The organism is Blastococcus saxobsidens DD2 (assembly GCF_000284015.1).
Classification (GTDB): Bacteria; Actinomycetota; Actinomycetes; order Mycobacteriales; family Geodermatophilaceae; genus Blastococcus; species Blastococcus saxobsidens_A.
This window is the reverse complement of sequence record NC_016943.1, coordinates 3,484,027-3,496,916: the sequence shown is the minus strand read 5'-3', so window position 1 is coordinate 3,496,916 and position 12,890 is coordinate 3,484,027. Positions and strand designations below refer to the sequence as shown.

Sequence of the window (12,890 nt, the reverse complement as noted above, 5' to 3'; positions counted from 1 at the left end):
GACCCCCTGTGACCGCGCACATAGGTTGCTGCCTCAACGGACTAATGGTCAAGACTGAGCAAAAGTCTCGAGGTGGCGATGTGGCCGATGGACCGGGGCCGGGAGGCGGCTCGCGCAGCGGAGCGCCGCTGCTCGAGATGCACGGGATCGTCAAGACCTTCCCCGGGGTGCGTGCGCTCGACGGCGTCGACCTCGACGTGCGGGCCGGCGAGGTCCACTGCCTGCTCGGCCAGAACGGGGCCGGCAAGTCCACGCTGATCAAGGTGCTCGCCGGCGCCCACCAGCCCGACGCCGGCACGATCAGCTGGGAAGGCGAGCCGGTCACGCTCGGCGACCCGCAGGCCGCGATGTCGCGCGGCATCGCCACCATCTACCAGGAGCTCGACCTCGTCCCGGGGCTCACCGTCGCCGACAACGTCTTCCTCGGCCGGGAGCACGCCCGGTTCGGCCTCGCCCGGATGGCGTCGGCCAACCGCGCCACCGCGGACCTGCTCGCGCGGCTCGGGCACCCCGAGATCCGGCCCACCGCCGAGCTCGGCTCGCTGTCGGCGGCGTCGCAGCAGATGGTCAGCATGGCCCGCGCGCTGTCCCAGGACGCCCGGCTCATCGTCATGGACGAGCCCTCGGCGGTGCTGGACAACGAGGAGGTCGAGCGCCTCTTCGGCGTGATCCGGGAGCTGACCGCCGACGGTGTCGCCGTCGTCTACATCTCCCACCGGCTCGAGGAGATCCGGCAGGTCGGCGACCGGATCACCGTCCTCAAGGACGGCCGCACGGTCGCCACCGGCCTGCCCGCCCGCGAGACGCCGACCCGGCAGGTCATCACCCTGATGACCGGGCGGGACATCGAGTACGTCTTCCCCGAGCGGTCGTCCGCGCCCCGGGACGGCGAGCCGCTGCTGGAGGTCGAGGACCTGGGCTTGCGCGGCCGGTTCGCCGACGTCTCCTTCACCGTGCGGCCCGGCGAGATCGTCGGGCTCGCCGGGCTGGTGGGCTCGGGCCGGTCGGAGATCCTGGAGACCATCTGCGGCGCGCGGAAGCCGACGGCGGGCACGGTGCGGGTCGCCGGACGCCGGCTGCGTCCCGGGGACGTCGCCGCCGCGGTGGCCGCCGGGCTGGGACTCGCCCCCGAGGAGCGCAAGAGCCAGGCCCTGCTGCTCGGCGACTCGGTGGCCCGCAACATCAGCATCTCGAGCCTCCGCCGGTTCGCCCGCGCGGGCTTCCTCTCCGGCCGCTCGGAGAAGCAGGCGGCGCAGGAGCAGGTGGACGCGCTGGACGTGCGCCCGGCGGACGTCAGCCGTGAGGTGCGCACGCTGTCGGGCGGCAACCAGCAGAAGGTCGTGCTCGCCCGGTGGCTGCTGCGCGACTGCCGCGTGCTGCTCCTCGACGAGCCCACCCGAGGTGTCGACGTCGGCGCGCGATCGGAGATCTACGCGCTGATCCGCGGCCTGGCCGACCGCGGGGTCGCCGTCGTCGTCGTGTCGAGCGAGATCCCCGAGGTGCTCGGGCTGGCCGACCGGGTGCTGGTCATCGCCGACGGCTCCGTCGTCACCGAGCAGCCCGCGTCCGCGCTCGACGAGCACCGCGTGCTCGACCTGGTCATGGAGAAGGCGGCCGCCCGGTCGCGCGCCGCCGGAGAAGGAGACGTGGCATGAGCGAGAGCAGCACCGCGACCGTGACGGAGGGCGCCACCTCGCCGGCCGCCGGCCGCGGGCCGGGCAACGGCTCGGGATCGGGCTTCCTGTCCGGCCCGATCGGGCGCAACCTCGGCCTGGTCATCGCCCTGGGCATCCTGTGCGCCGTCGGCGCGGCCACCGCACCCGACCGGTTCGTCGACATCGACAACGTGCTCACGATCCTGCGGCTGGCCGCGGTCATCGGCGTGGTGAGCGTCGGCATGACCTTCGTGATCATCGGCGGCGGGATCGACCTCTCCGTGGGGGCGCTGGTCGCGCTGTCGTCGGTCTGGGCCACGACGCTGGCCACCCAGGCGATCGCCCAGGACTTCCACTGGATCGTGATCGTGCTCACCGCGATCCTGGTCGGCGCCGGTGCCGGCCTGGTCAACGGCATCGTGATCGCCTACGGCAAGATCGTCGCCTTCATCGCCACCCTCGCGATGCTCGCCGCGGCCCGCGGCCTCGCCGAGATCATCTCCAACCGGCGCACCCAGATCCTGGACAACCAGGCCTTCCACGCCTTCTTCGACGGCGACGTGTTCGGTGTGCCCACGCTGGTCATCATCTTCGCGCTGGTCGCGGGGGCCGGCTGGGTGCTGCTGAACCGGACGACGTTCGGCCGCCGCACCTTCGCCGTCGGCGGCAACGCCGAAGCGGCCCGGCTGGCCGGCATCCGGGTGCAGCGGCACACCGTCTGGCTGTACGTGCTGTCCGGGGTCACCTGCGGCATCGCCGCGGTGATGCTGGTGGCCCGGACGACGACCGGCACCTCCACGCACGGCCTGCTCTACGAGCTCGACGCCATCGCCGCCGTCGTCATCGGTGGCACGCTGCTCATCGGCGGCCGCGGCACGATCGTCGGCACGGTCTTCGGCGTGCTGATCTTCACCACGCTCGGCAACGTCTTCACGCTCAACAACCTGTCCAGCTCGGCACAGGCCGTCGCCCGCGGCGTGATCATCGTGCTCGCCGTCCTGCTCCAGCAGCGGGTGGCCACCGGTGGGTTCAGCTTCCGCCGGAAGGCGGGCGGCGTCTCGTCCTCCGGTGCCGGTGCCGGCGCCGCACCCGGCACGCCGGCCGGATCGGTCTCCGGCGGCACGAGCGAACCCGGGGCGCCCGGCGGAGCCCGTCCCGGTGGCGCCCGTCCCGGCGGCACCACCGACCGCCCCTAGACCCGGCCGGGCGTGGGCGCCCCGGCGCCCTGCACCCGGTCGCACCGACCGCCGGACCGCCGGTCCGCGGCGCACCACCCCGACCCCTGGCACCGCCGCCGGGGCGAACCGAGGAGAGAAGATGACCGCAGCGAGGCGGCGCCCGACCAGGCGCCTGACCACCCAGACCGCGGTGGCGCTCATCGGCGCCGGCGCGCTGCTGGCCGGTTGCACGAGCAACGAGCCCGCGGACACCGGGGCAGCCGACACCGACGCCGTCGCCAGCTCCAACGACGAGGTCGGCGAGACCGTGCGCATCGGGTTCTCCGCCCCGGCCGCCGACCACGGCTGGATGGCCGCGATCACCGAGGCCGCCCGCGAGCAGGCCGAGCAGTACGAGGACGTCGAGCTCACCGTCGCCGAGGGCACCAACGACGTCAGCACCCAGATCGCCCAGGTCGAGACGTTCATCAACGAGGGCGTCGACGCGATCGTCCTGCTGCCCTTCGACGGCGCCGCGCTCACCCCGGTCGCCCTGGAGGCCATGGAGGCCGGCATCCCGGTGATCAACGTCGACCGGGAGTTCTCCAGCCCGTTCGCGTCCCGGTCGACGATCCTCGGCGACAACTACGGCATGGGCGTCTCGGCCGGCACCTACGTCTGCTCCCGCCTGGGCGACCAGCCCGACGCCGTCGTCGCCGAGATCGCCGGCATCGACTCCCTGCCGCTGACCCAGGACCGCAGCCAGGGCTTCGCCGACGCCCTGGCCGACTGCGGCCTCGACGTCGACAACCGGGTCGCGGCGGAGTTCACCGTCGAGTCCGGCGAGGAGGCGGCAGCCAACCTGCTGCAGGCCGCGCCGGAGATCGACGCCATCTGGAACCACGACGACGACCAGGGCGTCGGCGTGCTGGCCGCCATCGAGAACGCCGGCCGCGACGAGTTCTTCATGGTCGGCGGCGCCGGCTCGGCCAACGCCATGCGGGAGATCCAGTCTGGGGACTCCGTGCTCGAGGCGACGGTCATCTACCCGTCGACCCAGGCGGCCGACGGCATCTCCCTGGCCCGCCTGATCGCCCAGGACAAGAGCATGTCCGACCTGGTGTCCCAGGGCGTGCCGAAGCGGATCATGCTGGCGGCGCCGGTCGTCACGGCCGAGAACGTCGACCAGTACCTCGACAACGCGTTCGAATCCTGACCCGCTGACCGGGGCCGCCGGGCGGCCCCCCCGCCGCCCGGCGGCCCCGGCACTCCCGAGGAGCCCCCATGACATCCCCCGGCCGCCCGCCCCTCGGCGTGGGCCTCATCGGCTACGCGTTCATGGGTGCGGCGCACTCCCACGCGTGGCGCACCGCCCCCCGCTTCTTCGACCTCCCCCTGGAGCCGCGGCTGGCGGTTCTCGCCGGACGCAACCGGTCGGCCGTCACCGAGGCCGCCGGCCGGCTCGGCTGGGCCGCCACCGAGACCGACTGGCGCCAGGCCATCGAGCGCGACGACGTCGACCTGGTCGACGTCTGCACCCCCGGCGACACCCACGCGGAGATCGCCATCGCGGCGCTCGAGGCCGGCAAGCACGTGCTCTGCGAGAAGCCACTGGCCAACTCCGTCGCCGAGGCCGAGGCGATGGCCGAGGCCGCCGCGAAGGCCGCCGCCCGCGGCGTGCGGTCGATGGTCGGCTTCACCTACCGCCGGGTGCCGGCGATCGGGCTGGCCCGCCGGCTGGTGGCCGAGGGCCGGCTCGGGGAGATCCGGCACGTCCGGGCGCAGTACCTGCAGGACTGGATCGCCGACCCGGCCGCGCCCATGTCGTGGCGGCTGGAGAAGGACAAGGCCGGCTCCGGCGCGCTGGGCGACATCGGCGCGCACATCGTCGACCTGACCCAGCACATCACCGGGCAGGCGCTGACCGGGGTGAGCGCGCTGCTGGAGACCTTCGTGACGGAGCGGCCCCTGCCCGCGGAGACCGGGAAGCTGGGCGGGGTCGGCGGCGCCGAGACCGGGCAGGTCACCGTGGACGACGCGGCGGTGTTCCTCGGCCGCTTCACCGGCGGCGCGGTCGGCGTCTTCGAGGCCACCCGGTTCGCCCTGGGTCGCAAGAACGCCATCCGGATCGAGATCAACGGATCGGCCGGCAGCCTGGCCTTCGACTTCGAGGACATGAACGTCCTGCACTTCTTCGACGGCAGCGAACCGGCCGAGGTCGGCGGCTTCCGCCGGATCGTCGTCACCGAGCCCGAGCACCCCTACGTGGGCGCCTGGTGGCCGGCCGGGCACGGGCTGGGCTACGAGCACGGCTTCACCCACCAGGTCGTCGACCTGGTCACCGCCATCGGCACGGGGGAGGACCCGAGCCCCTCCTTCGCCGACGGTCTGCAGATCCAGCGGGTGCTCGACGCGGTGGAACGCAGCGCCACCGCTGACTCCGTCTGGACCCCGATCCCCCGATGACTTCCGGACCCGTTCTGCGAGGAGAGCCCTGATGCCCCGTCCCGTCACCCTGTTCACCGGCCAGTGGGCCGACCTGCCGTTCGAGGAGATGTGCCGGCTGGCCTCCGGGTGGGGCTACGACGGCCTGGAGATCGCCTGCTGGGGCGACCACCTCGACGTCGAGCGCGCTGCGAACGACGACTCCTACGTGCAGGAGCGCCTGGCGCTGCTGGAGAAGCACGGCCTCAAGGTGTGGGCCATCTCCAACCACCTCAACGGCCAGGCGGTCTGCGACGACCCGATCGACGAGCGGCACCGCGGCATGGTGCACCCGCGGGTCTGGGGCGACGGCGACCCCGAGGGCGTCCGGCAGCGGGCGGCGGAGGAGATGAAGCTGACCGCGCGGGCGGCGCGCAACCTGGGCGTCGACGTCGTCGTCGGGTTCACCGGGAGCAAGATCTGGAAGACCGTGGCGATGTTCCCGCCGGTTCCCGAGTCGATGATCGAGGACGGGTACCGCGACTTCGCCGACCGGTGGAACCCGATCCTCGACGTCTTCGACGAGGTCGGCGTGAAGTTCGCGCACGAGGTGCACCCGTCGGAGATCGCCTACGACTACTGGACGACGGTGCGCACCATGGAGGCGATCGGCCACCGGGAGGCGTTCGGGCTGAACTGGGACCCGTCGCACTTCGTGTGGCAGGACCTCGACCCGGTGAGCTTCATCTGGGACTTCAAGGACCGGATCTACCACGTCGACTGCAAGGACGCGAAGAAGCAGGTCGGCAACGGGCGCAACGGCCGGATGGGCTCGCACCTGCCCTGGGCCGACCCGCGGCGCGGTTGGGACTTCGTCTCCACCGGCCACGGCGACGTCCCGTGGGAGGCGTGCTTCCGGATGCTCAACACCATCGGCTACGACGGGCCGATCTCGGTGGAGTGGGAGGACGCCGGCATGGATCGCCTCATCGGAGCCCCGGAGGCGCTGGAGTTCGTGCGGCGGATGGCGTTCGACCCGCCGTCGGCGGCGTTCGACGCGGCCTTCTCCAGCGGCAACTGACCCGCATGTTGATCAGGTGACCTGATCAACAGGGGTCCTGGCTCACCGTGGACAGTGAGCCAGGACCCCTCATGCTGAGCCAGGAACCGGTCAGCGGCCGCCGCGGCGGGAGTGGGCGCTGAAGGACGCCGCCGACGACGATCCCGCGCGGGCCGCCAACTCGGCGCGGGTCCGCGCCGGGCCGGACGGACGCCCGGAGCCGGAGCCCCCGCGTGAGCCGCCCGAGGACGCGGCCTTCGGGGAGCCGCCGCCCGAGGACCCGCGGCCCGAGCCGCCCCGACGACGACCGCCGCCGCCGCCCTGACCCTGCGGCTGCGGTTCCGGCGCGGGAGCCGGCTCCACGTAGGGCGCCGCCGGGCCGGTGAGCTCCTCGATCTGCGCGGCACCGGGCCGGATCTGGCTGACGATCGGGCTGATGCCGGCCTGGCGGGTGAGGGTGCGCACCTCGCCGGTCTGGTCGGGCGTGGTCACGGTGACGACGGTGCCACCGGCGCCGGCGCGAGCGGTACGGCCCGAGCGGTGCAGGTAGGCCTTGTGCTCCGTCGGCGGGTCCACGTGCACGACCAGGGCGACGTCGTCGACGTGGATCCCGCGGGCGGCGATGTCGGTCGCGCACAGCACCCGGGTCGAGCCGTTGCTGAACGCCTCGAGGTTGCGCTCGCGGGCGTTCTGGCTGAGGTTGCCGTGCAGGTCGACGGCGGGGATGCCCGACGCGGTGAGCTGCTTGGCGAGCTTCTTGGCCTGGTGCTTGGTGCGGGTGAACAGCACGCTGCGGCCCAGCCCCGCGGCCAGCAGCCGCACGACCTCGCCCTTGTCGGCGCTCTGCACGTGGAAGACGTGGTGGGTCATCGTGCTGACCGGTGCGACGGCCGGGTCGACCGAGTGCGTGGTCGGCTTGCTCAGGTAGCGCTTGACCAGCACGTCGACGCCGTTGTCGAGGGTGGCCGAGAACAGCATCCGCTGACCGACCTTCGGCGTCCGGTCCATGATCCGCTTCACGCCGGGCAGAAAGCCCAGGTCGGCCATGTGGTCGGCCTCGTCGAGGATCGTCACCTCGATCGAGCCCAGGTCGCAGTGGCCCTGCTGGATCAGGTCCTCGAGCCGGCCCGGGCAGGCGATGACGATGTCGACGCCCTTGGTCAGGGCCTGCACCTGCGGGTTCTGGCCGACACCACCGAAGATCGTGGTGGCCGACATGCCCAGGGCGCGGGCCAGCGGGTCGACGACGGCGAAGACCTGGTTGGCCAGCTCGCGGGTCGGGACCAGCACCAGCGCGCGGGGGCGCTTGGCCTGCCGGCGGGTGCCGGAGGCGGCCAGCCGGGCGACCAGCGGGATGGCGAAGGCCAGGGTCTTGCCCGAGCCGGTGCGACCGCGGCCGAGCACGTCACGGCCGGCCAGGCTGTCGGGCAGCGTGGCGACCTGGATCGGGAACGGCGCGGTGATGCCGCTGGCGGAGAGCACCTCGACCATCGGCGCGGGCACGCCGAGGGCCGAGAAGGTGCTGTCGGTCGGCAGGACGGTCGCGTCGGCGCCGACCGGGACGACCGGCGCGGTGGGCACGGTGGCCGCCTGCTGCTGGTTCTGCTGCTCGCCGGCCGGGCGGGCGCCGCGGCCGCGGCCGCCGCGACGACGGCGGGGGGTCTCGGAGGTGGCGGGGGTGTTCTGGGTGGAGGTCAATGGAGTCCTTCGACGCTCGAGTGGCCGCACGACTCCCTCGGCGAGCGCGAGCGCCGGCACCTGCGCGGAGCAGGCGGGCTCGCAGCTGGCGAGACGTCGGTCAGCCGGGCGCACCAAGGTGGCGCAGCCTCAGCCCGACGTCGATTCCTGCCGCTCCGGATGAGCGAGGGCGGCGCCGGTACGTAGTACTCAACCAGACCGGGCCCCGGTCTGGTCCGACATCGGGGGAGTGACAGGTCACATCGGGTGAGTCGCGCCTCCCCTGCCGACCTCACCGTCCGGTCGCCGACCTCGCGCTGGAGCGTGAGGACGGGGACCGCGCGGTGAGGTCCGCCGTCGGACGGCGGGAACGGTGCGGAATCTGGCATCCCGGTGCCTGGGACGCGGCCGCACCGTGCGTCATGCTGCCGTGGTGACCGTGCTCGACCCGCCCACCCGCAGCGCGCCGCCGCACCGGATCCACCCCGCGTGGTGGGTCGCCGGGGTGACCTTCCTGGCGCTGGTCGGCGCCGCCGCCTTCCGCGCGGTGCCCGGCGTGCTGATCGACCCGCTGCGCGACGAGTTCGGCTGGTCGGTCTCCACCATCTCCGCGGCGGTCGCGGTCAACATGGCGCTCTACGGGCTGACCGCCCCGTTCGCCGCGGCGCTGATGGAGAAGTTCGGCATCCGCCGGGTCGTCATGTGCGCGCTGCTGGTGGTCGCGCTCGGCAGCGGCCTGACCGTCTTCATGACGACCAGCTGGCAGCTGGTGCTGCTGTGGGGCGTGCTCGTCGGGCTCGGCACCGGATCCATGGCGCTGTCGCTGGTCGCCACGGTGACCGGCCGCTGGTTCGTCGCCCGGCGCGGGCTCGTCTCCGGGATCCTCACCGCGGGCGGCGCGGCCGGCCAGCTGGTCTTCCTGCCGCTGGTGGCGTTCATCGACTCGGCGTGGGGCTGGCGGGCCGCGTCACTGGGGACGACGGCGGCCGCGCTCGCCGTCCTGCCGCTGGTGGCCTGGCTGCTCCGCGACCGGCCCCGTGACCTCGGCGTCACGCCCTACGGCGGGACGGCGGCCGACGACGTCGAGCCGGTCCGCGCCGGGGCCGCGCGTGCGGCGATGCGCGGCCTGGCCGAGGCGGCGCGCAGCCGGCCGTTCTGGCTGCTGGCGCTCGGCTTCTTCATCTGCGGCATGTCGACCAACGGCCTGGTGCAGCCGCACTTCATTCCGGCAGCGCACGACCACGGCATGCCGGTGACGACGGCGGCCGGCCTGCTCGCCGTCGTCGGGATCTTCGACATCGCCGGCACCGTCTTCTCCGGCTGGCTGACCGACCGGGTCGATCCGCGGGTGCTGCTGCTGGCCTACTACGGGCTGCGTGGCTTCTCGCTGTTCCTGCTGCCACCCCTGTTCGGGCCCGAGTTGCACGTCAGCATGATCGCGTTCATCGTGTTCTATGGCCTGGACTGGGTGGCCACCGTGCCACCGACGCTGGCGCTGTGCCGGGAGCACTTCGGCGCCCGCGCGCCGGTGGTGTTCGGCTGGGTGTTCGCCTCCCACCAGCTGGGGTCGGCGGTCGCCGCGTTCGGCGGCGGGGTGATCCGCGACGTCACCGGCTCCTACGACCTGGCGTGGTTCCTCGCCGGCGGCCTGTGCATCGTCGCGGCCGCCGCGTCGATCTCGATCCGCCGGAACACCACGCCGCCCCCGGAGCCCGCCCTGGCGACGTCCCCGGAGCTGGCCGGCCGATCAGCCGGCGGCGGTGGCTGACGCGGCGGGGAGGCGGCCGAGGATCAGGTCGGCCGCCCGCTCGGCGATCATGATCGTCGGCGCGTTGGTGTTGCCCCGCACCAGCGTCGGCATGACCGAGGCGTCGACCACCCGCAGGCCCTCGATGCCGCGCACCCGCAGCCGGGAATCCACGACGGCGGAGTCGTCGGTGCCCATCCGGCAGGAGGACCCCGGGTGGTACAGCGACTCCAGCGTCTCGCGCACCGACCGCCGCAGGCCGTCCCGCCCGTGCACGGTGCCGCCGGGCGACCACTCCTCGGCCAGCACGTCCGACAGCGGGGCGGCGCCGGCGATCTCCCGGGCCTGCTCCACGCCCGACACCAGCGCCTCGAGGTCGCGGTCGTCGGTGAGGTAGCCGGCGTCGATCGCCGGAGCCCACGTCGGATCGGCCGAGCGCAGCCGCACCGAGCCGCGGGAGTGCACGTCCACCAGCACCACCGCGGCGGTGAAGGCGTCCACGTCGGGGTCGACCTCCGCCTGCTTCCAGAACTTGACCGGCAGGAAGTGCAGCTGCAGGTCGGGTTCGGCCAGCTCCGGCGACGAGCGGGTGAACAACCCCGCCTCGGCGAGGTTGGAGGTGAGCGGTCCGCGGCGGGCGCCGAACCACCGCGCGTAGCCCGACGGCGAGTCGCCGTGGGTGAGCGACTTCCCCGACCGGACGTGCCAGACGACCGGCACCAGCGGGTGGTCCTGCAGCCCGCCGCCCACTCCCGGCAGGTCGTGGACGACGTCGACGCCGACCTCGCGCAGGTGGTCGGCCGGGCCGATGCCCGACAGCATGAGCAGCTGGGGAGAGTTGACCGCGCCGCCGGACAGCACGACCTCGCGGCTGGCGCGTGCGGTGTGCAGCCGGCCGCCGCAGCGGTACTCGACGCCGGTCGCCCGGCCGTTCTTGACCAGGACCCGGGTGGTCAGCGCGCCGGTGCGGACGGTCAGGTTCGGCCGGTCCACGGCCGGGTGCAGGTAGGCGTCCGCGGAGGACCAGCGGCGGCCGCGCTTCTGCGTGACCTGGTACCGGCCGACGCCCTCCTGCGTGGCGCCGTTGAAGTCGTCGTTGCGCGGGTAGCCGGTGGCGGCAGCCGACTCGACGACCGCCGTCGTCCACGGGTGCACGGAGCGCAGGTCCTCGACCCGCAGCGGACCGCCCACGCCGTGCCACTCGTCGGCGCCGCGGGCGTTGTCCTCCATCCGCGTGAACACCGGGAGCACCTGGTCGTAGGACCACGACGGGTCGCCGGTCAGCTCGGCCCACTCGTCGTAGTCGGACCGCGCGCCGCGGATGTAGATCATCGCGTTGATCGAGGACGAGCCGCCGAGCAGCTTGCCGCGGGGCCAGAACAGCTTCCGGCCGCCGAGACCGGGCTGCTCGTCGGTCGTGTAGTTCCAGTCGTGCCGGGTCCGCCAGACCTTGTAGAGCCCGGCGGGGATCTGCACCTCGAGCAGCTTGTCCGAGCCGCCGGCCTCGAGCAGCAGCACCCGCAGCGTCGGGTCCTCGGTCAGCCGGCCGGCCAGCGCGCAGCCGGCCGACCCGGCGCCGACGATGACGACGTCGAACTCCTCGGTCACCGGTGCCGCCCGTGGACCATGCCCATCACCCGGGCCAGGGCGTCGGCGGCCTTCTCGGGCCGGCCGAAGCTCATCAGGTTCACCGGCAGGGCCACGCGCTGCCGGGTGATCGCCTTGGCGCGGGTGAACTCCTTGAGCCCGTCCTCGCCGTGGATGCGGCCGAAGCCGGACTCGCCCACGCCGCCGAAGGGCAGCGCCGGCACCGAGGCGAAGGTGAGCACCGAGTTGACCGACGTCATGCCGCTGCGCATCCGGCGGGCGAGGTCCATGGCGCGGTCCTTGGACGCCGAGAAGACGGCGCCGGCCAGGCCGTAGCTGGTCGCGTTGGCCCGCTCGAGCGCCTCCTCGGCGTCGCGCACCCGGGTGATGGTGAGCGTCGGCCCGAAGGTCTCCTCCGTGATGGCGGAGGAGTCCTCGGGGACGTCGAGCAGCACGGTCGGGGCGACGTAGCCCTCGGCCGGGACGGCGTCGGGGTCGGTGCCGCCGGTGACCACGCGGGCGCCCGCGGCGGCGGCGTCGGCCACGTGCCGCCGGACGATGTCGATCTGCGAGGACATCGTCATCGGGCCGTAGGTGGCCTCGCCGTCGGAGCCCGGGCGCAGCTTCTGCACCTGGGCGGTGACCTCGGCGACGAACCGGTCGTACACCGCGGAGGTCGCGTACACCCGCTCGATGCCGATGCAGGTCTGCCCGCCGTTGCTCATCGCGCCCCACACCGCGGCGTCGGCGGCGGCGACCACGTCGGCGTCGTCGTCGACGATCATCGCGTCCTTGCCGCCGAGCTCCATGAGCACCGGGGTGAGGGTCTCGGCGCAGGCAGCCATCACCTTCTTGCCGGTGGCGGCGGAGCCGGTGAAGGCGAGCTTGTCCACGGGCACGCGGCACAGCGCGGCGCCGGTCGAGCCGTTGCCGGTGACGACCTGGAAGGCGTCCGGCACGTCGGGGACGGCGGCCCGCCAGGCGGCGGCCAGCCAGGCCCCCACGGCGGGGGTGTGCTCCGAGGGCTTGAAGACGACGGCGTTGCCGGCGGCCAGGGCGTAGGCGATCGAGCCCATCGGCGTGAACACCGGGTAGTTCCACGGGCCGATCACGCCGATGACGCCCAGTGGCTGGTACTCCAGGTAGGCGGCGTGGTTGGCGGCGAGCATGCCCGAGGCGACCTTGCGCAGGCCGAGGGTCTTCCGGGCGTGGCCGGCGGCCCAGGCGAGGTGGTCGACGGCGAGGGTGATCTCGAGGATCGCGTCGGCGTGCGGCTTGCCGTTCTCCCGGTACACGAGGTCGGCCAGCTCGTGCATGCGCCGGGCGAGGTAGCCGCGGTAGGCCGACAGGCGCTGCTTGCGCCCGTCCCAGCCCAGCGCGGCCCACTGCTCGGCGGCGGTGCGGGCCCGCGCGACGGTCTCGCCGACGGCGGCCTCGTCGTGCACGGGGAAGACGCCGACGACCGCACCGGTGGTCGGCGCCGTCGACTCGAAGGTCTGGGTGGTGGCGTGCCGGTCGACCGTGCCCGCGGCGGCGTCGGTGACCGTGTCCATCTGCTCGGCGAGCGACATGCGGCGCACGTT

General features: G+C 73.4%; 9 protein-coding genes. 6 read left to right on the top strand and 3 right to left on the bottom strand.

The genetic code is table 11. From position 1 onward, the window contains the following. Positions 1–80: 80 nt before the first annotated feature. The 5 genes from BLASA_RS16515 (at position 81) to BLASA_RS16495 (ending at position 6,317) form a co-directional block, all read left to right on the top strand. The gene (locus tag BLASA_RS16515) at positions 81–1,655 is read left to right on the top strand and encodes a sugar ABC transporter ATP-binding protein (RefSeq protein WP_231839481.1); all 1,575 of its coding nucleotides are present in this window, start codon (positions 81–83) and stop codon (positions 1,653–1,655) included. Then, the gene (locus BLASA_RS16510) at positions 1,652–2,851 is read left to right on the top strand and encodes an ABC transporter permease (RefSeq protein WP_014377354.1); all 1,200 of its coding nucleotides are present in this window, start codon (positions 1,652–1,654) and stop codon (positions 2,849–2,851) included. Before BLASA_RS16515 ends, BLASA_RS16510 begins: the two co-directional genes overlap by 4 nt. Before the next feature lie 121 nt (positions 2,852–2,972). After that, positions 2,973–4,028, top strand: a complete 1,056-nt coding sequence (locus tag BLASA_RS16505) for a substrate-binding domain-containing protein (protein ID WP_014377353.1) — start codon at positions 2,973–2,975, stop codon at positions 4,026–4,028. Between the two features lie 68 nt (positions 4,029–4,096). Next, a complete protein-coding gene (locus BLASA_RS16500; RefSeq protein WP_014377352.1) occupies positions 4,097–5,278 on the top strand; it encodes a Gfo/Idh/MocA family protein in 1,182 nt (393 codons plus the stop codon). Positions 5,279–5,309: 31 nt separating this feature from the next. Further along, entirely contained in the window at positions 5,310–6,317 is a 1,008-nt protein-coding gene (locus BLASA_RS16495; protein ID WP_014377351.1) for a sugar phosphate isomerase/epimerase family protein, read from the top strand. A gap of 90 nt (positions 6,318–6,407) precedes the next feature. Here the strand turns inward: BLASA_RS16495 and BLASA_RS16490 are convergent, their stop codons facing one another. Further along, positions 6,408–7,994 (bottom strand): DEAD/DEAH box helicase, encoded by a 1,587-nt coding sequence (locus BLASA_RS16490; RefSeq protein ID WP_231839480.1) that lies wholly within the window; start codon positions 7,992–7,994, stop codon positions 6,408–6,410. 412 nt (positions 7,995–8,406) lie between these two features. Between BLASA_RS16490 and BLASA_RS16485 the strand changes: the two genes are divergently transcribed. After that, a complete protein-coding gene (locus tag BLASA_RS16485) occupies positions 8,407–9,741 on the top strand; it encodes an MFS transporter (protein WP_014377349.1) in 1,335 nt (444 codons plus the stop codon). On the opposite strand, the gene BLASA_RS16480 is transcribed toward BLASA_RS16485, so the two are convergent. Together BLASA_RS16480 and BLASA_RS16475 are read right to left on the bottom strand one after the other, a co-directional pair. Further along, entirely contained in the window at positions 9,721–11,328 is a 1,608-nt protein-coding gene (locus BLASA_RS16480; RefSeq protein WP_014377348.1) for a GMC family oxidoreductase, read from the bottom strand. The two genes, BLASA_RS16485 and BLASA_RS16480, sit on opposite strands and share 21 nt — an antisense overlap. Continuing rightward, positions 11,325–12,878 carry an aldehyde dehydrogenase family protein gene (locus BLASA_RS16475; protein WP_014377347.1) on the bottom strand — a complete coding sequence of 518 codons (1,554 nt, stop codon included), beginning with the start codon at positions 12,876–12,878 and terminating at the stop codon, positions 11,325–11,327. Before BLASA_RS16475 ends, BLASA_RS16480 begins: the two co-directional genes overlap by 4 nt. Between the last annotated feature and the right edge of the window lie 12 nt (positions 12,879–12,890).